The 21565-nt window shown below is 59.8% G+C and carries 18 protein-coding genes; 15 read left to right on the forward strand and 3 right to left on the reverse strand.

All coding sequences use genetic code 11. The annotated features are described in order from the left end of the window. Positions 1 to 97 precede the first annotated feature (97 nt). The 11 genes from AB4O25_RS15900 (at position 98) to AB4O25_RS15950 (ending at position 14188) form a co-directional block, all read left to right on the forward strand. Positions 98 to 2908, forward strand: a complete 2811-nt coding sequence (locus AB4O25_RS15900; protein ID WP_460149757.1) for an LPS-assembly protein LptD — start codon at positions 98 to 100, stop codon at positions 2906 to 2908. Then, positions 2883 to 4223: a peptidylprolyl isomerase gene (locus tag AB4O25_RS15905; RefSeq protein WP_017530809.1), complete on the forward strand. Its 1341-nt coding sequence runs from the start codon at positions 2883 to 2885 to the stop codon at positions 4221 to 4223. The genes AB4O25_RS15900 and AB4O25_RS15905 overlap by 26 nt, the downstream gene beginning before the upstream one ends. Beyond that, complete coding sequence (pdxA, locus tag AB4O25_RS15910; protein ID WP_065879382.1) at positions 4220 to 5209, forward strand: 4-hydroxythreonine-4-phosphate dehydrogenase PdxA; 990 nt, start codon at positions 4220 to 4222, stop codon at positions 5207 to 5209. Before AB4O25_RS15905 ends, pdxA begins: the two co-directional genes overlap by 4 nt. After that, entirely contained in the window at positions 5206 to 6018 is an 813-nt protein-coding gene (rsmA, locus tag AB4O25_RS15915) for a 16S rRNA (adenine(1518)-N(6)/adenine(1519)-N(6))-dimethyltransferase RsmA (protein ID WP_017530807.1), read from the forward strand. The genes pdxA and rsmA overlap by 4 nt, the downstream gene beginning before the upstream one ends. Before the next feature lie 158 nt (positions 6019 to 6176). After that, complete coding sequence (apaG, locus tag AB4O25_RS15920; protein ID WP_017530806.1) at positions 6177 to 6557, forward strand: Co2+/Mg2+ efflux protein ApaG; 381 nt, start codon at positions 6177 to 6179, stop codon at positions 6555 to 6557. After that, on the forward strand, positions 6557 to 7405 hold the full coding sequence (locus AB4O25_RS15925) for a symmetrical bis(5'-nucleosyl)-tetraphosphatase (protein WP_017530805.1): 849 nt from the start codon (positions 6557 to 6559) through the stop codon (positions 7403 to 7405). The genes apaG and AB4O25_RS15925 overlap by 1 nt, the downstream gene beginning before the upstream one ends. Before the next feature lie 9 nt (positions 7406 to 7414). Next, complete coding sequence (glpE, locus tag AB4O25_RS15930) at positions 7415 to 7744, forward strand: thiosulfate sulfurtransferase GlpE (protein ID WP_017530804.1); 330 nt, start codon at positions 7415 to 7417, stop codon at positions 7742 to 7744. Between the two features lie 284 nt (positions 7745 to 8028). Next, positions 8029 to 9951: a PrkA family serine protein kinase gene (locus tag AB4O25_RS15935; protein ID WP_003176479.1), complete on the forward strand. Its 1923-nt coding sequence runs from the start codon at positions 8029 to 8031 to the stop codon at positions 9949 to 9951. 113 nt (positions 9952 to 10064) lie between these two features. Further along, positions 10065 to 11336: a YeaH/YhbH family protein gene (locus AB4O25_RS15940; RefSeq protein ID WP_003194735.1), complete on the forward strand. Its 1272-nt coding sequence runs from the start codon at positions 10065 to 10067 to the stop codon at positions 11334 to 11336. Further along, positions 11333 to 12898 (forward strand): SpoVR family protein, encoded by a 1566-nt coding sequence (locus AB4O25_RS15945; protein WP_017530803.1) that lies wholly within the window; start codon positions 11333 to 11335, stop codon positions 12896 to 12898. Before AB4O25_RS15940 ends, AB4O25_RS15945 begins: the two co-directional genes overlap by 4 nt. 63 nt (positions 12899 to 12961) lie before the next feature. Continuing rightward, positions 12962 to 14188: a multifunctional CCA addition/repair protein gene (locus AB4O25_RS15950; RefSeq protein ID WP_017530802.1), complete on the forward strand. Its 1227-nt coding sequence runs from the start codon at positions 12962 to 12964 to the stop codon at positions 14186 to 14188. A 6-nt stretch (positions 14189 to 14194) separates the two neighbouring features. Here AB4O25_RS15950 and folK read toward each other — a convergent pair whose 3' ends face one another. Both folK and folB read right to left on the reverse strand, forming a co-directional pair. Beyond that, positions 14195 to 14713: a 2-amino-4-hydroxy-6-hydroxymethyldihydropteridine diphosphokinase gene (folK, locus tag AB4O25_RS15955; RefSeq protein WP_460149758.1), complete on the reverse strand. Its 519-nt coding sequence runs from the start codon at positions 14711 to 14713 to the stop codon at positions 14195 to 14197. Continuing rightward, a complete protein-coding gene (folB, locus tag AB4O25_RS15960; RefSeq protein ID WP_017530800.1) occupies positions 14704 to 15057 on the reverse strand; it encodes a dihydroneopterin aldolase in 354 nt (117 codons plus the stop codon). Before folB ends, folK begins: the two co-directional genes overlap by 10 nt. A gap of 72 nt (positions 15058 to 15129) precedes the next feature. Between folB and plsY the strand changes: the two genes are divergently transcribed. Beyond that, positions 15130 to 15699 (forward strand): glycerol-3-phosphate 1-O-acyltransferase PlsY, encoded by a 570-nt coding sequence (gene plsY / locus AB4O25_RS15965; protein ID WP_017530799.1) that lies wholly within the window; start codon positions 15130 to 15132, stop codon positions 15697 to 15699. Positions 15700 to 15730: 31 nt separating this feature from the next. On the opposite strand, the gene tsaD is transcribed toward plsY, so the two are convergent. Then, the gene (gene tsaD, locus AB4O25_RS15970; RefSeq protein ID WP_017530798.1) at positions 15731 to 16756 is read right to left on the reverse strand and encodes a tRNA (adenosine(37)-N6)-threonylcarbamoyltransferase complex transferase subunit TsaD; all 1026 of its coding nucleotides are present in this window, start codon (positions 16754 to 16756) and stop codon (positions 15731 to 15733) included. Between the two features lie 202 nt (positions 16757 to 16958). Between tsaD and rpsU the strand changes: the two genes are divergently transcribed. From rpsU to rpoD, 3 genes are all read left to right on the forward strand, one after another. After that, entirely contained in the window at positions 16959 to 17174 is a 216-nt protein-coding gene (gene rpsU / locus AB4O25_RS15975) for a 30S ribosomal protein S21 (protein ID WP_002551877.1), read from the forward strand. Between the two features lie 444 nt (positions 17175 to 17618). Further along, positions 17619 to 19586, forward strand: a complete 1968-nt coding sequence (gene dnaG, locus AB4O25_RS15980) for a DNA primase (RefSeq protein WP_135196589.1) — start codon at positions 17619 to 17621, stop codon at positions 19584 to 19586. Between the two features lie 67 nt (positions 19587 to 19653). Then, positions 19654 to 21504, forward strand: coding sequence for an RNA polymerase sigma factor RpoD (gene rpoD, locus AB4O25_RS15985; protein ID WP_017530796.1), 1851 nt, complete (start codon positions 19654 to 19656; stop codon positions 21502 to 21504). Positions 21505 to 21565 lie beyond the last annotated feature (61 nt).

Raw genomic sequence — 21565 nt, forward strand, 5'->3', positions numbered from 1 at the left:
GGGGCATGCTTTATTATCACGCATCTTTTTCAGACCATCGAGAGGCGTGCGGCCCAAACCGCGGGCAGATGGCACGCAGGAAGCCCGGACTAATAAGATGGCATTGAAATCCCCCGCGTTTCGTAGAAAATTTCCGTTGCTGGTAACCGGCAGTCTGCTGGCCTTGCAACCCTTCGCCACCTCATTCGTGGTCGCCGCGGAACAGTATGACTGCTCAGTCTCTGCTTCGGGTGCCTGGGATTGCGCGCCGAAAACCGCCGCCAGCCCGTTGCCACCGCGCCCGGTGCATGACGGCGCAGCCGTCAGCTCGGCCAACAGCACGGCGCAGGCCGAGGCTGGTGGCAGTGCCGCGGCCGAGCCCAAGACCGCACTGGTCACCGAATCCAAGGGCCGCGGCCTGCGTTCGCGCAGCGCCGACTACAGCCACTTGGACTGGGTGCCTCGCGAAAAGTTGACCGCGGCCCAACTGGCCGAAACCGGTCCTTATTGCGGCGGTGCGTACATCGAGCCGACTCGTCCTGGCATGAACGACAAGACGGACAAGAGCGATGCGCCCACCTTCATCGGTGCCAAGGCCTCTCGTTACGAGCAGGAACAGCAAGTCGCAACCCTGGCCGGTGACGTCGTCATGCGCCAGGGCAGCATGCAGCTGGAATCTGAAGAGGCCAGCCTGTACCAGGCGGAAAGCCGCGGCGAACTGAACGGCAACGTGCGTTTGCGCGACAAGGGTGCCTTGATCGTCGGCGACCACGCCGAGGTTCAGCTGGACACCGGTGCCGCTCAGATCGACAACGCCGAATACGTGCTGCACAAGTCGCGCATCCGCGGTAACGCGCTGTACGCCAAGCGCGCCGAAAACGCGATCATCCGTCTCAAGGACGGTACGTACACCACGTGCGAACCAGACAGCAATGCCTGGCAACTGCGCGGCAACAACATCACGTTGAACCCCGCCACCGGTTTCGGTACGGCCACCAACGCGACGTTGCGGATCAAGAACATCCCGATCCTGTACACCCCTTACATCTATTTCCCGATCGACGATCGTCGTCAATCCGGCTTCCTGCCGCCGAGCTTCAGCACCGGTGGCGAAACCGGCTTCACCCTGCTTACGCCGTACTACTTCAACCTGGCGCCGAACTACGACGCCACGTTGTACCCGCAATACATGACCAAGCGCGGCATGATGATGGAAGGCGAGTTCCGCTACCTCACCAAGTCCAGCGAAGGCCAGTTCGGCGGCGCGTACCTGAACGACGACAACGACGAGCGCAAGCTGCAGACCGACTACGAAAAAACCCGCTACATGCTCAATTGGCAGCACAAGGGCGGGCTGGATTCGCGCGTACTGACCCAGGTTGACTACACCCAGATCAGCGACCCTTACTTCTTCCAGGACCTGAAGTCCAACCAGGAAGGCGTTGTGAGCCGCGACTACGTCAACCAGCAGGGCTCCGTGGCTTATCGCGGTGACACCTTCCAGGCACGCCTGAACCTTCAGGCCTACCAGTTGGCGACGATTTCCCAGGTTACCCCGTATAACCGCCTGCCGCAGATCACCTTCAACGGGACCCTGCCGTACCATCCGGGCGGTTTGAACTTCAGCTACGAGACCGAAGCGGTCCGCTTCGAACGCGACCTGGAGAACGGCACCTTCAGAGACCAGGATGGCTTGATAAGCCCTCGCCTGGATACCTTTGTACGCGGCCTGACCCGCGCCAACGGCACACGCCTGAACGTAGCCCCGGCCGTCGAATACCCGATGAACTGGACCTACGGTTTCGTCACCCCGAAGCTCAAGTACGTCTACACCAAGTACGACCTGGACCTGGACAGCATCGGCAAGAACCAGATCGTTGCTGAACAAGCTGCAGCAACCCCGGCCAATCCGTACGCGGGTGGCACCTTCAAAAGCTCCCAGGACCGCGCGGTTCCGGTGGCCAGTGTCGACAGCGGCCTGTACTTCGATCGCAATACCAACTGGTTCGGCAAAGACTATCGCCAGACCCTTGAGCCGCGTGCGTTCTACCTGTACGTACCGAACAAGGACCAGGCGGATATTCCCGTCTTCGACACCAGCGAGTACTCGTTCAGCTACGCATCGCTGTTCCGTGACAACCGCTTCAGTGGTTCCGACCGTATCGGCGACGAGAACAAGCTGTCCCTGGGCGTGACCAGTCGCTGGATCGAAGACAACGGCTTCGAGCGTCAACGCGTATCCGTAGGCCAGGCGGTGTACTTCAAGGATCGTGAAGTCCAACTGCCGGGCATCCTGGCTGCCGACCGTGACGACGCACAGTCAGACGTATCGCCGGTTGCACTGGACTACGAGTTCCGCTTCAACCGCGACTGGCGCGCCACTGCCGACTACAACTGGGACACCGAGGAGCACAGCCCTCGCTCCGGCAGCGCAATGCTTCACTACCAGCCGGAAGACAACCCGAACAAGATCATCAACGTTGGTTATCGCTATCGTAACGACCAGGTCGTCTACAACCAGCTGACCGGCAAATGGCAGTTCGGTGGCGACTACGGCCAGCCAGGCGACGCGAACTACGTGAAGGATTACTACAAAATCCAACAACACGACTTCTCGATGATGTGGCCGATCATTCCGCAGTGGAACCTGATCACCCGCTGGCAGTATGACTACGCTCGCAACCGTACGCTGGAAGCCTTCGGTGGTTTCGAGTACGACAACTGCTGCTGGAAACTGCGCGTCATCAACCGTTACTGGGTTTCCAACGACGAATACAGCCAGATCGCCCCGCTCAACGAAAAGGGTGACCACGGGCTCTTCCTGCAAATCGTCCTCAAAGGACTCGGCGGCCTGACCGGCGCCAAGGTAGAGAGCTTCCTCGACAAAGGCATTGAAGGTTATCGTGAACGTGAAGACCAAGCTTTCTGATTGTCTGCGCCCGCTCGTACTGGGCGCGCTGTTCCTGGGGGCCGCATCGGCACACGCTGCGGTTCAACAGCTGGATAAAGTGGTGGCCATCGTCGATAACGACGTGATCATGCAGAGCCAACTGGACCAACGCGTCAAGGAAGTTCAGCAAACCATCGCCAAGCGTGGCGGTGGCGTGCCGCCTACCAGCGTCCTGGACCAACAGGTGCTGGAACGCCTGATCGTCGAAAACCTGCAACTGCAGATCGGTGATCGTTCCGGCATCCGTATTTCGGACGAAGAGCTGAACCAGGCAGTCGGCACCATTGCCCAGCGCAACAACATGAGCATCGATCAGTTCCGCGCGGCCCTGGCCCACGACGGTCTTTCGTATGAAGACGCCCGTGACCAGATCCGCCGCGAGATGATCATCAGCCGTGTGCGCCAACGCCGTGTGGCCGAGCGGGTTCAGGTGTCCGAGCAGGAGGTCAAGAATTTCCTGGCATCGGACCTGGGCAAGATGCAGCTTTCCGAAGAACTGCACCTGGCCAATATCCTGATTCCGACCCCGGACAGTGCGAACTCCGAGCAGCTCAATGCCGCCGCCGCCAAGACCCAGGCTATCTATGAACGCCTGAAGGCCGGTGCTGATTTCGCCCAGATGGCAATCGCCCAGTCCGGCAGCGACAACGCCCTTGAAGGCGGTGACATGGGCTGGCGTAAAGCCGCTCAACTGCCCCCTCCGTTCGACCGCGAGCTGAGCGCCATGGAAGTCGGCGGCATCACCCAGCCGGCCCGCACCCCTGGTGGTTTCATCATCCTGAAGCTGCTGGAACGTCGCGGTGGCGAGACCTCGTTGAAAGACGAAGTGCATGTGCGTCATATCCTGGTCAAACCAAGCGAAATCCGCACCGAAGCGCAAACCAAGGAACTGGCTCAGAAGATCTATGACCGCATCCAAAGCGGTGAAGACTTCGCCACTCTGGCCAAGAGCTTCTCGGAAGACCCGGGTTCGGCCCTCAACGGCGGCGACCTGAACTGGATCGACCCGAAAGCGCTGGTGCCGGAATTCCAGCAGGTGATGGCCGATACCCCGCAAGGCGTACTGTCCAAGCCGTTCAAGACTCAATACGGTTGGCATGTCCTGGAAGTCCTTGGCCGTCGCGCCACCGACAACACCAGCCAGGCCCGCGAGCAACAGGCACTGAACGTACTGCGCAACCGCAAATACGATGAAGAGCTGCAGACCTGGTTGCGTCAGATCCGTGACGAAGCCTACGTAGAGAACAAGCTGCCAGGCGCCGAGCAAACAGGCGCCAGCCAGGCAACTCCGTGAAACCACAGCGTTTCGCGGTAACACCCGGCGAGCCGGCCGGCATAGGTCCAGACCTGTGCCTGCTGCTCGCCTCGCAAGCCCAGCCACATCCCCTGATCGCCATTACCAGCCGCGACCTGCTCCTTGAGCGGGCCGCGCAACTGGGTGTGGCTATCACTCTGCTGGATGCAGCGCCAGGCAACTGGCCCGACGTGCCTGCCCCAGCCGGCAGCCTGTATGTGTGGGACACCCCACTGCAAGCCAAGGTAGTTGCCGGGCAACTGGACAAGGCCAACGCAGCGTTTGTACTGCAAACCCTGACTCGCGCGGGGCAAGGCTGCCTCGACGGCGACTTCGCCGGCATGATCACCGCACCCGTCCACAAGGGCGTGATCAACGAATCCGGTATCGCCTTTTCCGGCCACACCGAATTCCTTGCCGAACTGACCCACACCGCTCAAGTCGTCATGATGCTCGCCACGCGTGGCCTGCGAGTCGCCCTGGTGACCACGCATTTGCCACTGCGCGAAATTGCGGATGCCATTACCGTCGAGCGCCTGGAGCGTGTCACGCGCATCCTGCATGCCGACCTGCAACACAAATTCGGCATCGCCCAACCGCGCATCCTGGTCTGCGGGCTCAACCCGCATGCCGGTGAAGGCGGCCATTTGGGCCATGAAGAAATCGACATCATTGAACCAACCCTGGAGCGTCTGCGCCAAGAAGGCATGGACCTGCGCGGCCCACTGCCGGCGGACACTCTGTTTACCCCCAAATATCTGGAGCACTGCGACGCAGTGCTGGCGATGTACCATGACCAGGGGCTGCCGGTGCTGAAATACAAAGGCTTCGGCGCCGCCGTCAACGTGACACTGGGCCTGCCGATCATCCGTACCTCCGTCGACCATGGCACTGCCCTGGACCTGGCGGGCAGCGGCAAGATCGATACCGGCAGCCTGCACGTGGCCCTGGAAACCGCCTATCAGATGGCCGAGACCCGTATATGACCGAGCATTACCAACACCGGGCGCGCAAGCGCTTCGGGCAAAACTTCCTGCACGACGCCGGCGTGATCGACCGCATCCTGCGCTCAATCCATGCCAAGCCAGAAGACCGTCTGCTGGAAATCGGCCCGGGCCAGGGCGCACTGACCCAAGGTCTGCTCGCCAGCGGTGGCCAGTTGGACGTGGTTGAACTGGACAAGGACCTGATCCCGATCCTCAACCAGCAGTTCGCCGGCAAATCCAACTTCAATCTGCATCAGGGCGATGCGCTGAAGTTCGACTTCAACACCCTCAACGCCGCGCCCAACAGCCTGCGCGTGGTGGGCAACCTGCCGTACAACATCTCCACGCCGCTGATTTTTCACCTGCTGAACAACGCCGGGATCATCCGCGACATGCACTTCATGTTGCAAAAGGAAGTGGTGGAGCGCATGGCCGCCGGCCCGGGCGGTGGTGATTGGGGCCGCTTGTCGATCATGGTTCAGTACCACTGCCGCGTCGAACACCTGTTCAACGTAGGCCCTGGCGCGTTCAACCCGCCGCCGAAGGTCGACTCGGCCATCGTACGCCTGGTGCCGCACGCCGTGCTGCCGCACCCGGCCAAGGATCACAAATTGCTGGAGCGCGTGGTGCGCGAGGCGTTCAACCAGCGCCGCAAAACCTTGCGCAATACGCTCAAGGCCTTGCTGAGCAACGCTGAAATCGAAGCCGCCGGCGTGGACGGCAGCCTGCGTCCCGAGCAACTGGACCTGGCCGCCTTCGTGCGCCTGGCCGACCAGCTCGCCATCCAGCCTGCTCCAACCGCGGAATAAGGCGTAAGGGCTACGCGATATAAATGTGGGAGGGGCGGTGCGCCCCTCCCACATTTGAACTGCGTCATACCAGACAGCATGTCTGGCCTAGTGCCCGCCTCTTGGCCTAGACTGATCCGCATCTGCTGTCCTCCGCTTTTGCTTTTAAGGCCTCTTGCATGTCCGATCCTCGCTACCAGATCGACGTCAGCGTCGTCACCCGCTTCCTGGCGGACCAATCGCAACCTGAACACAACCGTTTCGCCTTTGCCTACACCATCACGGTGAAGAACAACGGGCTGGTGCCGGCCAAGCTGCTGTCGCGCCACTGGGTGATCACCGACGGTGATGGCCAGGTCGAGGAAGTGCGCGGCGCGGGCGTTGTCGGCCAGCAACCGTTGATCGACGCCGGGGCCAGCCACACCTACAGCAGCGGCACGGTCATGACCTCCAAGGTCGGCACCATGCAGGGTTCGTATCAAATGAAAGCCACCGATGGAAAGCTGTTCGATGCCATCATCAAGCCTTTTCGCCTTGCCGTGCCGGGAGCCCTGCACTGATGGCGACGTACGCGGTCGGCGATCTGCAAGGCTGCCTGGAGCCGCTCAAGTGCCTGCTTGAGCGCGTGGCCTTCGACCCGGCGAATGATCGGCTGTGGTTGGTGGGCGACCTGGTCAATCGTGGCCCCGAGTCCCTGGCAACCCTGCGCTACTTATATAGCCTGCGCGATGCACTGGTGTGCGTACTCGGCAACCACGACCTGCACCTGCTGGCGGCCGGCAATAACATCGAACGCCTGAAAAAAGGCGATACCCTGCGCGAAATCCTTGAAGCACCTGATCGTGCCGAGCTGCTCGACTGGCTGCGCCGGCAAAAAATCATGCACTACGACGACGGCCGCAATATGGCCTTGGTCCATGCCGGCATCCCGCCACAGTGGACGCTGAAGAAAGCCCTCAAGTGCGCCGCCGAAGTCGAACATGCCTTGGCCGATGACAGCCTGTATACCGCCTTCCTCGACGGCATGTATGGCAACGAGCCGGTGAAATGGGACAACGACCTCACCGGCGTGGCGCGCCTGCGGGTGATCACCAATTACTTCACGCGCATGCGTTTCTGCACCGCCGACGGCAAGCTGGACCTCAAGAGCAAAGAAGGTGCCGACACCGCCCTGCCCGGCTACAAGCCATGGTTCGCCCACAAGGAGCGCAAGACCCGTGACACGAAGATCATCTTCGGCCACTGGGCGGCGCTGGAAGGTAAGTGCGACGAGCCCGGCGTGTTCGCCCTGGACACCGGCTGCGTATGGGGCGGCGCCATGACCCTGATGAACATCGATACCGGCGAGTTTCACACCTGCCGGTGCGAACCCCGCCTTTCCACACAGCTGGCCGCAGCCAAGCCTTAGGAGCCCGCCATGAGCGAATTCAAACGTATCCCCCCAGAACACGCCCAGGCCCTGCGCGAGCAAGGCGCAGTGGTCGTCGACATCCGTGACCAGCCGACCTATGCGGCCGCTCACATCACCGGCGCCCACCATCTGGACAACATCAACATCGCCGATTTCATCCGCGCCGCCGACCTCGATGCACCGCTGATCGTGGCCTGTTACCACGGTAATTCCAGCCAAAGCGCAGCCGCTTACCTCGTCAGCCAGGGCTTCTCCGACGTCTACAGCCTGGACGGCGGTTTTGAGTTGTGGCGTGCGACCTATCCTGCGGAAATTTCCTCCGGCGATTCGCAATAATTTTTTTCACACCCCGCTACCCCGCGTGACGCTTGGGCTAGCGCCGTTTCTGACGAACGGCGCAGCCAAACTAATTGCGTATCGCGCCTTGACCTCCCCGATTCCGAACTATCCTTAAGCGCAGGCCATCCGAATCAGGGGAGAGCCGGTACACCGGCGTGCGGGTCATCGGTAGCGTTTAGGGTGTTCTGGGGGGAAAACAGTCATTGGCGTAGGTCAATGACTGCCAGCATCGACTGATTGATCCGGCGTCGGCTCCACGTATCGAGCGAGGTGACGACGTCATGAGTATCTTTAGCCACTTCCAACAACGCTTCGCGTCCACACAGCAGGAGGAACTCACGCTTCAAGAGTATCTCGAACTGTGCAAACAGGACCGCAGCACGTACGCATCCGCCGCCGAACGCCTGTTGCTGGCGATTGGCGAACCGCAACTGATAGACACCTCGAACAATTCGCGCCTGTCGCGAATCTTTTCCAACAAGGTGATCCGCCGCTACCCGGCCTTTGAAGACTTCCACGGAATGGAAGAATGCATCGACCAGATCGTCTCCTACTTCCGCCACGCCGCCCAAGGCCTGGAAGAGAAGAAGCAAATCCTCTACCTGCTCGGCCCTGTCGGCGGCGGTAAGTCGTCCCTGGCCGAAAAGCTCAAGCAATTGATCGAGAAAGTGCCCTTCTATGCCATCAAGGGCTCGCCGGTGTTCGAGTCGCCCCTGGGCCTGTTCAACGCCACGGAAGATGGCGCGATCCTCGAAGAAGACTTCGGCATCCCACGGCGCTATCTCAACACCATCATGTCGCCTTGGGCCACCAAGCGCCTGGCCGAGTTCGGCGGTGATATCAGCCAATTCCGCGTGGTGAAACTCTACCCGTCGATCCTTAACCAGATCGGCGTGGCCAAGACCGAGCCGGGGGATGAGAACAACCAGGATATTTCGGCGCTGGTAGGTAAGGTCGATATCCGCAAACTCGAAGAATTCCCACAGAACGACGCCGACGCTTATAGCTACTCGGGCGCGCTGTGCCGGGCCAACCAGGGCCTGATGGAGTTCGTGGAAATGTTCAAGGCGCCGATCAAGGTGCTGCACCCACTGCTCACAGCGACACAGGAAGGCAACTACAACAGCACCGAAGGCCTGGGCGCGATTCCATTCACCGGGATCCTGCTGGCCCACTCCAACGAATCGGAATGGCACACCTTCCGCAATAACAAGAACAACGAAGCGTTCATCGACCGGATCTACATCGTCAAGGTGCCGTACTGCCTGCGAGTGAGCGACGAGATCAAGATCTACGACAAGCTGCTGTTCAACAGCTCCCTGGCCAAGGCCCATTGCGCGCCCGACACCCTGAAGATGCTCGCCCAGTTCACGGTGCTGTCGCGCCTCAAGGAGCCCGAAAACTCGAACATCTACTCCAAGATGCGCGTGTATGACGGCGAAAACCTCAAGGACACCGACCCCAAGGCCAAGTCGATCCAGGAATACCGCGACACCGCGGGCGTGGACGAGGGCATGAACGGGCTGTCGACGCGCTTTGCGTTCAAGATCCTGTCCAAGGTCTTCAACTTCGACCCGCATGAAATTGCCGCCAACCCGGTGCACCTGCTCTACGTGCTGGAACAACAGATCGAACAGGAGCAATTCCAGGCCGAGACCCGCGAGCGCTATCTGCGCTTCCTCAAGGAATACCTGGCGCCGCGCTACATCGAGTTCATCGGCAAGGAAATCCAGACCGCCTACCTGGAGTCCTACAGCGAGTATGGCCAGAACATCTTCGACCGCTACGTGCTGTACGCCGACTTCTGGATCCAGGACCAGGAATACCGCGACCCGGAAACCGGCGAGATCCTCAATCGCGTAGCCCTCAACGAAGAGCTGGAAAAAATCGAGAAACCGGCCGGCATCAGCAATCCGAAGGATTTCCGCAACGAAATCGTCAACTTCGTGCTGCGCGCCCGGGCCAATAACAACGGTAAGAACCCGACCTGGCTCAGCTACGAAAAACTGCGGGTGGTCATCGAGAAGAAAATGTTCTCCAACACCGAAGACCTGCTGCCAGTCATCAGCTTCAATGCCAAGGCCAGCAAGGAGGATCAGCAAAAACACAACGACTTCGTCACACGAATGGTCGAACGCGGCTACACCGACAAACAGGTACGACTGCTCTCCGAGTGGTATCTGCGGGTGCGCAAATCGCAATAAGGCAGCGGCAAGCGCGCAATGCCAGGCCTATGGCCTGGCAACTGACCGCTTGTCCTTAAGCTTCCAGCTCGCGGCTGGAAGCTTGTAACGTGAAGCTGCCCGGAGGGCTCCGCATGAGCTATGTGATCGACCGACGCCTCAATGGCAAGAACAAGAGCACGGTAAACCGTCAGCGTTTCCTGCGGCGTTACCGTGACCACATCAAAAAGGCGGTTGAAGAAGCCGTCAGCCGCCGTTCCATCACCGACATGGAACATGGCGAACAGATCAGCATTCCCGGTCGCGATATCGACGAACCGGTGCTGCACCATGGCCGGGGCGGGAAACAGACCGTCGTACACCCAGGCAACAAGGAGTTCACTACCGGCGAACATATCCAGCGCCCCCAGGGTGGTGGTGGCGGCAAAGGCCCGGGCAAGGCCGGTAACTCCGGCGAAGGCATGGATGAGTTTGTATTCCAGATCACCCAGGAAGAATTCCTCGAATTCATGTTCGAAGACCTGGAATTACCCAACCTGGTCAAACGCAACCTGACCGGCACCGACACCTTCAAGACCGTGCGCGCCGGCATCAGCAACGAGGGCAACCCCTCGCGCATCAACATCATCCGCACCCTGCGCTCGGCCCATGCGCGGCGTATCGCCCTGTCGGGCAGCAGCCGCGCCAAATTGAAGCAAGCCAAGGAAGAGCTGGCGCGCCTCAAGCGTGAAGAGCCGGACAACTTCGGCGATATCCAGGAAATAGAAGCGGAAATAGAGAAACTCAGCGCACGCATTCATCGTGTGCCGTTCCTCGACACCTTTGACCTTAAATACAACCTGCTGGTCAAACAGCCCAACCCCAGCTCCAAGGCGGTGATGTTCTGTCTGATGGACGTGTCCGGCTCCATGACCCAGGCCACCAAGGACATCGCCAAGCGCTTTTTCATCCTGCTGTACCTGTTCCTCAAGCGGAACTACGACAAGATCGACGTGGTGTTCATCCGACATCACACCAGCGCCCGGGAAGTGGACGAAGAGGAGTTTTTTTACTCGCGGGAAACCGGCGGCACCATTGTGTCCAGCGCATTGAAGCTGATGCAGGAGATCATGGCCGAACGCTACCCCGCCAACGAGTGGAACATTTACGCCGCCCAAGCCTCCGACGGCGACAACTGGAATGACGACTCACCGATCTGCCGCGACATCCTGATCAACCAGATCATGCCGTTCGTGCAGTATTACACCTACGTTGAAATTACCCCCCGTGAGCACCAAGCCCTGTGGTTCGAATACGAGCGCATCGGCGAAGCTTTTGCCGATACGTTTGCCCAACAGCAACTGGTCTCGGCCGGCGATATCTACCCGGTCTTCCGTGAACTCTTCCAGCGCAGGTTAGTGACATGACCGCCAAAAAAGAGACTAAGCGCCAACCCATTTCCACCGGGTCCGAATGGACCTTTGAGCTGATCCAGGCCTATGACCGGGAAATCAGCCGCATTGCGGCGGGTTATGCCCTGGATACTTACCCCAACCAGATCGAAGTGATCACTGCCGAGCAGATGATGGACGCATACGCCTCGGTGGGCATGCCGCTGGGCTATCACCATTGGTCCTACGGCAAACACTTCCTCAGCACCGAAAAGTCCTACAGTCGCGGCCAGATGGGCCTGGCGTACGAGATCGTGATCAACTCCGACCCGTGCATCGCCTACCTGATGGAAGAAAACACCATCTGCATGCAGGCACTGGTAGTGGCCCACGCCTGCTATGGGCATAACAGTTTTTTCAAGGGCAACTACCTGTTCCGCACGTGGACAGATGCCAGTTCGATCATCGATTACCTGGTATTTGCCAAGCAGTACATCATGCAGTGCGAGGAGCGCCACGGCATCGACGCGGTGGAAGACCTGCTCGACTCCTGCCATGCCTTGATGAACTACGGCGTTGACCGCTACAAGCGCCCATACCCGATTTCGGCCGAGGAAGAACGCCTGCGTCAGAAGGAGCGCGAAGAGCATCTGCAAAAGCAGATCAATGATCTCTGGCGCACTATTCCCAAGCGCGCCGGCAAGAACAGCGATAAGGACAATGCGCGCTTCCCCGCCGAACCACAGGAAAACATCCTGTATTTTCTGGAAAAACACGCGCCGTTGCTCGAACCGTGGCAACGGGAGATCGTGCGCATCGTGCGCAAAATCGCCCAGTATTTTTATCCACAGCGCCAGACCCAGGTGATGAACGAAGGCTGGGCAACGTTCTGGCATTACACCTTGATGAATGACTTGTATGACGAGGGCCTGGTCACCGACGGCTTCATGATGGAGTTCCTCACGTCCCATACCAGCGTGGTGTACCAGCCGGGCTTCGACAGCCCGTACTACAGCGGCATCAACCCTTACGCCCTGGGCTTTGCGATGTACCGCGACATACGGCGCATGTGCGAACACCCCACTGAAGAGGACCGCCGCTGGTTCCCGGAAATCGCCGGCAGCGACTGGCTGTCCACCCTCAAATTTGCCATGAGCAGCTTCAAGGACGAGAGTTTTATCCTGCAATACCTGTCACCCCAGGTGATCCGCGATCTCAAGCTGTTCAGCATCCTGGACGACGACCTCAAGGACGACCTGGTGGTACCGGCCATCCACGATGAACCCGGCTACCGCACCATTCGCGAAACCCTGGCGGCGCAGTACAACTTGGGTAACCGTGAGCCCAACGTGCAGATCTACAGCATTGATGTGCGCGGCGACCGCTCGCTGACCCTGCGTCATCAGCAGCACGACCGCAAACCCTTGGGCGAATCCACCGAAGAGGTGCTCAAGCACCTGCACCGCCTGTGGGGCTTTGATATCCACCTGGAAACCCTGCAGGGCGACCAGGTCATGAAGACCCACCATGTCCCGCCGCGCAGCGATCATAACGACAACGACTATGGCCGCCTGGACCTGGCCGTCGTTCACCTCTGAAACAGCAAAGCCTCCATTGGTCAGGCACAGGCGTTATCCTGTGCCGCTAATGGAGGCTTTTTCATGAAAATCTACAAAGTCGGCGGCGCCGTGCGTGATCGCTTGCTGGGCATCACGGTTACCGATGTGGACCGCGTGGTCGTTGGCGCGACCGCTGAAGCGATGCTTGCCAAAGGCTTCAAGCCGGTAGGCGCGGATTTCCCGGTGTTCCTGGACCCGAAAAACGGCGACGAGTACGCCCTGGCCCGCACCGAACGCAAAAGTGGTCGGGGCTACGGCGGCTTTGTGTTTCACGCCAGCCCCGATGTCACACTCGAAGACGACCTGATTCGTCGCGACCTGACCATCAACGCGATGGCCGAAGACGATGAGGGCAACCTGACCGACCCTTATCACGGCCAACGCGACCTGCAAGCACGTATTCTGCGCCACGTTTCCCCCGCGTTCGCCGAAGATCCCCTGCGAGTGCTGCGCGTTGCGCGCTTTGCTGCGCGCTATGCACATTTGGGCTTTACGGTGGCCCCCGAAACCCTCGAACTGATGCGCCAGCTCAGCGAATCCGGGGAACTGGAGGCACTGACGCCAGAGCGCAGCTGGAAGGAAATTTCCCGGGCATTGATGGAAGATCAACCCCAGGTGTTTATCCAGGTCCTGCGCGACTGCAACGCCCTGAAAACCTTGATGCCGGAAGTGGATGCGCTGTTCGGCGTACCGCAACCCGAGGCACATCACCCGGAGATCGACACCGGCATACACACCTTGAGCGTGCTCGAACAGGCAGCCCTTCATAAACAACCGCTGACCGTACGCTGGGCCTGCCTGCTGCACGATTTGGGCAAGGGCCTGACGCCTGTGGATAAGTTGCCGCAGCACATTGCTCATGAGCATCGCGGGCTGAAGCTGATCAAGGCGGTCAACGAACGCTTCAAGGTACCCAAGGATTGTCAGGAACTGGCCTTGCTGGTGGGCCAATATCACACCCACTGCCACCGCGCCCTGGAACTCAAAGCCTCGACATTGCTGGATTTGCTGCAGAGTTTTGACGTGTACCGAAGGCCGCAGCGCTTTGAAGAGTTTGTGGTGGCCTGTGAAATGGACGCCCGCGGGCGCAAGGGCTTTGAACAGCGCAGTTATCCACAGGCGGGCTACTTGCGCGCCGCGGCGCAGGCAGCGCGGGAGGTGGCGGTGGCGCCGTTGCTGGAGAAAGGTTTCAAAGGCCCGGCGCTCGGAGAAGCCCTGAAGCGCGAGCGGCTCAAGGCATTGCAGACCTATAAGGAACTTGCTTCCTAGAAAGACCTACACAAACTCACTCGGCGTCAGTTGCCGGCCCTGCCACTCAAACGCGACAGGCGCCAGCACTTGGTCGATGTCCGCGCCGCGCCACAGCTCGGCCATGGTCTTGCCTGCCCCAGGATGCACACGGTCCGGCGCCATCATCGACAGCGGCCACAACACAAAGGCGTTTTTCAGGATCTCTGCGCGGGGCAGGACCAAACCGTCGAAATCGCCCACCATTTCGCCGTACAGCAGCACGTCGATATCCAACGGCAAACCCTTGCGATCCGGCGCATAGCGACCATTGTCGGCTTCGATGAGCTTGAGACGACGGTCCAACTCCATCAACGGCAGGTCGGTATACGCCGACACCACCAAATTGAAGAACGGCCCACTTTTGATGCCCACCGGCTGGCTTTCGAACACCGCGGAGCAGCGCATATCGGTCAGCACGTTCGCCAGCGCATCAAGGCCGGCGCACAAATGGGCCTCGCGCTCGATATTGCTACCGAGGCCAAGGTAAACCTGAGTCAGCGACATCCGCGCTCGATCTCCACGCCCACGCCCTTGGCAGCCGGTACGGCGCCGGGCTTGGTCAGTTTGAGGTGCAGCCAGGGAATCTGGAACTCACTCATGAGCACTTCGGCCAGGCGCTCGGCAAAAGTTTCCACCAATTGGTATTGGGTTTGCTCGGCAAAGGCCTGGATACGTGCGGATACGCTGGCGTAATCCAGCGCCAGGGTCAGGTCGTCACCGGCGGCGGCCGGGCGATTGTCCCAGGCGAAGCTCAGGTCCAGGCGCAGGCATTGACGGATCCCACGCTCCCAGTCGTAGGCCCCGATCACGGTGTCGACTTCCAGGCCTTCGATAAACACTCTGTCCACGCTCTTCTCCGCAGCACGACAAGGGCGCAATGCCCCGTTAGAATCAGGGCGTCCTCGCCCGGAATAGTTAGCATGTTTTGGTCACTGGCGATTCTCGCCTACCTGCTCGGCTCGCTGTCCTTCGCCATTGTGCTCAGCCGCTTGACGGGAAACCCCGACCCGCGAATGGGTGGCTCCGGCAATGCCGGCGCCACCAACATGTTGCGCCTGGCCGGCAAGAAACTCGCTGTGCTGACGCTGCTGGGCGACGTGTGCAAGGGCCTTTTGCCCGTGCTGATCGCAAGCCTCGCCGGCCTTACCCTGCAACAGCAGGCCTGGGTAGGCGTGTGCGCCGTCCTGGGCCATCTGTTTCCACTGTACTTCCGCTTTCGCGGTGGCAAAGGCGTCGCCACGGCGGCCGGCATGCTGCTGGGAATCTACCCACCGGCAGCGTTACTGGCCGTTGTCGCATGGCTGCTGACGTTCTACCTGACCCGCACCAGCTCGTTGGCGGCGCTGATCGCCACACCGCTCACCCTGCCATTGCTGGCCTGGCAAGAACCGGCGGCGCTGCTGCCGATGAGCGTGCTGACACTGCTGATCGTCTGGCGCCACCGCGGCAATCTACGCGACCTGTTTGCCGGGCGCGAACGGCATTTTTAAATACTCCTGATGAGCCCGGCTCAGGTTGAACCTATAACGGTGACAACTGCTCCATCGGCCAGCGTGCCTGCACGCTGATCGCCAGGCTTTCGTGCTGCCCGGCTTGCAGGCGCTGGCATCCGGCATAGGCGATCATCGCGCCATTGTCGGTGCAGAACTCCGGGCGCGCATAAAACACATCGCCCTTCATATCACCGAGCATTTTTTCCAGCGAGGCACGCAAGGCCTTATTGGCGCTGACGCCGCCGGCGATCACCAGGCGCTTCATACCCGCTTGTTTCAGGGCACGCTTGCACTTGATGGTCAAAGTCTCCACCACGGCCTGCTGGAACGCCAGCGCGATGTCGCAACGGGCTTGCTCACTGTCGTCCCCGGCGCTGACGCTGTGCTGCCAGGTATTGAGTGCGGAGGTTTTCAGGCCGCTGAAGCTGAACATCAGGCCAGGGCGATCGCACATCGGGCGCGGGAAGGTGAAGCGGCCGGCAACGCCTTTTTCGGCGAGGCGCGCGATTTCCGGGCCACCGGGATAATTGAGGCCCATCATCTTCGCGGTTTTGTCGAAGGCTTCGCCGGCAGCGTCGTCCAGAGACTCGCCCAACAACGTGTATTGACCGATCCCGTCGACCTGAACCAACTGCGTATGGCCGCCCGAAACCAACAAAGCGACGAACGGGAACTGCGGCGGTGTTTTTTCCAGCATGGGCGCCAGTAAATGGCCCTCCATGTGGTGTACTCCCAAGGCTGGAATGCCCCAGGCAAACGCCAGCGCCTGGGCGCAAGAAGCCCCAACCAACAGGGCTCCGACCAATCCAGGGCCGGCGGTGTAGGCGATGGCATCGATCTCGGTCGGCACGCAACCGGCCTCGTCCAGCACCTGGCGGATCAACGGCAGCATGCGCTTGACGTGATCACGACTGGCCAGCTCCGGCACCACGCCACCATAGGCGCGATGCAAGTCGATCTGACTGAACAGTGCATCGGCCAAAAGCCCGCGTTCACTGTCGTAAAGTGCGACACCGGTTTCGTCGCAGGAGGTTTCAAGTCCCAGTACTAGCATGGGTTTGCGCCTTGTAGAGGCTAAATTCGAAGGCGCGCATAATAGTCGCCACTCCCCCTCCCGACTAGCGGTTTTCGATCAGAGGCTTTGCATTCCTGCCAATGAGGGGTTAACATCCGCAACCCTTAAAAACCGACGACCTCAGCCGCGAATTTTTTGCGACGAGAACGTTGATCCCGGTAATGAAAGAAGGTAGCTCTGGATGCCAGCCGTCAAAGTAAAAGAGAACGAACCCTTCGACGTAGCTCTGCGTCGTTTCAAGCGCTCCTGCGAAAAAGCCGGTGTTCTGGCTGAAGTTCGTAGCCGCGAATTTTATGAGAAGCCAACTTCTGAGCGTAAGCGTAAAGCAGCAGCCGCTGTTAAGCGTCACGCTAAGAAAGTTCAGCGCGAACAGCGCCGCGCCGTTCGTCTGTACTAATACACAGACGCTCGTAGCAAGCTTCTGCCAAGCCCGGCCCTCAGCCGGGCTGTTGGCATTTGCGGATATCGCTTGATGCTTCATCGTCGACGCCGCACACGCGACCGAGACAACTGCTTCACACGTCAGGACTGGCTTTCTGCCAGCGGTGCACGTCTCTTCTGACGAGCCTAACAAGGCTACTGACGAGCACACCTATTCTTCAAGCAGACGATCAACTGTGTCGGCTGTGCCCATTGATGAGCTTCCGAGGCCGCCCATAGGCCGAGACCGGACTCCAGGGCAACTTTTCTTCGCCGGACACTGATAGAAACTAACGTCAGCAAATGTTCGGCAGATACACTTCCAGACAGCCCAAGCAGATGATTGATGGTCGAGCCATTCGATAGGTGCGCTTGAGCTTTTTACGGGCCCTCATTTACACGCAGTGATGACGAGAACGCCATGGCCGGGCTAATTCCCCAGAGCTTTATTGACGACCTTCTGAACCGCACCGACATCGTCGATGTTGTCAGCTCGCGCCTGCAAATGAAAAAAGCCGGCAAGAACTACACCGCCTGCTGCCCGTTTCATAAAGAAAAAACCCCGTCATTCAGCGTAAGCCCCGACAAGCAGTTCTATTACTGCTTCGGCTGCGGAGCGGGCGGCAATGCCCTCGGCTTCATCATGGACCACGACAACCTGGACTTCCCCCAGGCCGTCGAGGAACTGGCAAAAGCCGCAGGCATGGAAATCCCCCGCGAAGAAAGTGGACGCCCGCACAAACCCCGGCAACCCACAGACTCGCCGTTGTACCCGCTGCTGACCGCCGCGGCTGATTTTTATCGCCAGGCACTCAAAAGCCATCCGCAGCGCAAGGCGGCCGTCGACTACCTCAAGGGCCGCGGCCTTACCGGTGAAATCGCCCGCGACTTCGGCCTCGGTTTCGCCCCGCCCGGCTGGGACAACCTGTACAAACACCTGAGCAGCGACACGCTTCAGCAAAAAGCCATGATCGACGCCGGCCTCCTGGTGGAGAACGCCGAGACCGGCAAGCGCTACGACCGCTTCCGCGACCGTGTGATGTTCCCGATCCGCGACAGCCGCGGCCGCATCATCGCGTTCGGTGGCCGAGTGCTGGGTGACGACAAGCCCAAGTACCTCAACTCTCCGGAAACCCCAGTGTTCCACAAGGGCCAGGAACTCTACGGCCTGTTCGAAGCGCGCAAGAACAACCGCAACCTCGATGAAATCATTGTGGTTGAGGGCTATATGGATGTGATCGCCCTCGCCCAACAGGGCTTGCGCAACGCGGTAGCCACCCTCGGCACAGCCACCAGCGAAGAACACATGAAGCGCCTGTTCCGCGTGGTGCCGAGCGTTTTGTTCTGTTTCGACGGCGACCAGGCCGGCCGCAACGCTGCCTGGCGCGCCCTCGAAGCTACGCTGACGAGCCTGCAGGATGGGCGCCGCGCACGCTTTCTGTTCCTGCCCGAAGGCGAAGACCCGGACACCCTGGTGCGCTCCGAAGGCACCGATGCATTCCGCGCGCGCATCAATCAACATGCACAGCCGCTGGCGGATTACTTCTTCCAGCAACTAACCGAAGAAGCCGACCCGCGCTCCCTCGAGGGCAAGGCACACATGGCCACCCTCGCCGCGCCGCTGATCGACAAGGTGCCCGGCGCGAACCTGCGCACCCTGATGCGCCAGCGCTTGCTGGAAATCACTGGCCTGAGTGGCGAAGCCGTCAGCCAGCTGGTGCACAGCGCGCCGCAGGATGCTCCACCGGCCTACGATCCAGGCATGGATTACGACGCCATGCCGGACTATTCCGATTTCCAGCCGCAGGATGCCTACGCACCCCAGCAGGAATGGACGCCAAAAAAGCCAGGTGCCGGCGGCAAGAAATGGGACAAGAAACCCTGGAGCAAGAACGGCAAGCGCGGTGATCGCGACGAGGCCTACGCCCCGCGCACGCCGGTTGCCGTAGAGGCCCCCACGCTGATCGCCCTGCGCACACTCATTCACCACCCGCAATTGGCGGAAAAGGTCGAAAGTGCCGAGCATTTTGCCAACGAGAGCAATACCTACGCGCAGGTGCTGATCGCACTGATCGAAGCCGTGCAGAAAAATCCTAAGCTAAACTCTATTCAGCTGATGGCTCGCTGGCACGGCACGGAGCAAGGCCGCTTGTTGAAAGCGCTCGCGGAAAAGGAGTGGCTAATTGACGGCGACAACCTTGAACAACAGTTTTTAGACACCATTACTAGGTTATCCGCGGGTCAGCACACGCAGACCCTCGACGACCTCATCAAGAGAGCAAGGCAGCCGGGATTATCGGCTGAAGAGCAAATTCAGATAGCAAAACAGATGCGCGACCTCTTAAAACAGAATGTTTCCGCATCAAACCCGACCTCAGCTGGCGTGTGAGGTCATAGCTCGGGTATAATCCTCGGCTTGTTTTTTGCCCGCCAAGACCTTCAGTGGATAGGGTGTTATGTCCGGAAAAGCGCAACAGCAGTCTCGTATCAAAGAGTTGATCACCCTTGGTCGTGAGCAGAAGTATCTGACTTACGCAGAGGTCAACGATCACCTGCCTGAGGATATTTCAGATCCTGAGCAGGTGGAAGACATCATCCGCATGATTAATGACATGGGGATCCCCGTACACGAGAGTGCTCCGGATGCGGACGCCCTTATGTTGGCCGACGCCGATACCGACGAGGCAGCCGCTGAAGAAGCCGCTGCCGCGTTGGCCGCGGTGGAGACCGACATCGGTCGCACGACTGACCCTGTGCGCATGTATATGCGTGAAATGGGTACCGTCGAGTTGCTGACACGCGAAGGCGAGATCGAAATCGCCAAGCGTATCGAAGAGGGCATCCGTGAAGTGATGGGCGCAATCGCGCACTTCCCTGGCACGGTTGACCACATTCTCTCCGAGTACACTCGCGTCACCACCGAAGGTGGCCGCCTGTCCGACGTCCTGAGCGGTTATATCGACCCGGACGACGGCATTGCGCCACCGGCTGCCGAAGTGCCGCCGCCTGTCGATGCGAAAGCCGCGAAAGCCGACGACGATTCCGATGACGACGATGCTGAAGCCAGCAGCGACGACGAAGAAGAAGTCGAAAGCGGTCCAGACCCGATCGTCGCTGCCCAGCGTTTCGGTGCGGTTTCCGACCAAATGGAAATCACCCGCAAGGCGCTGAAAAAGCACGGCCGCTCCAACAAGCAGGCAATCGCCGAACTGTTGGCCCTGGCTGAGCTGTTCATGCCGATCAAGCTGGTACCGAAGCAATTCGAAGGCCTGGTTGAACGTGTTCGTAGCGCCCTTGAGCGTCTGCGTGCACAAGAGCGCGCGATCATGCAGCTCTGTGTTCGTGATGCGCGCATGCCGCGTACCGACTTCCTGCGCCAGTTCCCGGGCAACGAAGTTGACGAAAGCTGGAGCGACGCGCTGGCCAAAGGCAAGGCGAAGTACGCCGAAGCCATTGGTCGCCTGCAGCCGGACATCATCCGTTGCCAGCAGAAGCTGACTGCACTTGAGACCGAGACCGGTCTGACGATTGCCGAGATCAAGGACATCAACCGTCGCATGTCGATCGGTGAGGCCAAGGCCCGCCGCGCGAAGAAAGAGATGGTTGAAGCGAACTTGCGTCTGGTGATCTCCATTGCCAAGAAGTACACCAACCGTGGCCTGCAATTCCTCGATCTGATCCAGGAAGGCAATATCGGCTTGATGAAGGCTGTGGATAAATTCGAATACCGTCGCGGCTACAAGTTCTCGACTTATGCCACCTGGTGGATCCGTCAGGCGATCACTCGCTCGATCGCCGACCAGGCCCGCACCATCCGTATTCCGGTGCACATGATCGAGACCATCAACAAGCTCAACCGTATTTCCCGGCAGATGTTGCAGGAAATGGGTCGCGAACCGACCCCGGAAGAGTTGGGCGAACGCATGGAAATGCCTGAGGATAAAATCCGCAAGGTATTGAAGATCGCTAAAGAGCCGATCTCCATGGAAACCCCGATCGGTGATGACGAAGACTCCCATCTGGGTGACTTCATCGAAGACTCGACGATGCAGTCGCCAATCGATGTCGCCACTGTTGAGAGCCTTAAGGAAGCGACTCGCGACGTACTGTCCGGCCTCACTGCCCGTGAAGCCAAGGTACTGCGCATGCGTTTCGGCATCGACATGAATACCGACCACACCCTTGAGGAAGTCGGTAAGCAGTTTGACGTGACCCGTGAGCGGATCCGTCAGATCGAAGCCAAGGCGTTGCGCAAGTTGCGCCACCCGACGCGAAGCGAGCATCTGCGCTCCTTCCTCGACGAGTGACCCCAGACCCCCGGCCCAGGCCGGGGGTTTTGCTATGTATAAATTGCTTTCTATAGATTAA

The sequence above is a fragment of the Pseudomonas sp. S3_A03 genome, assembly GCF_054668275.1.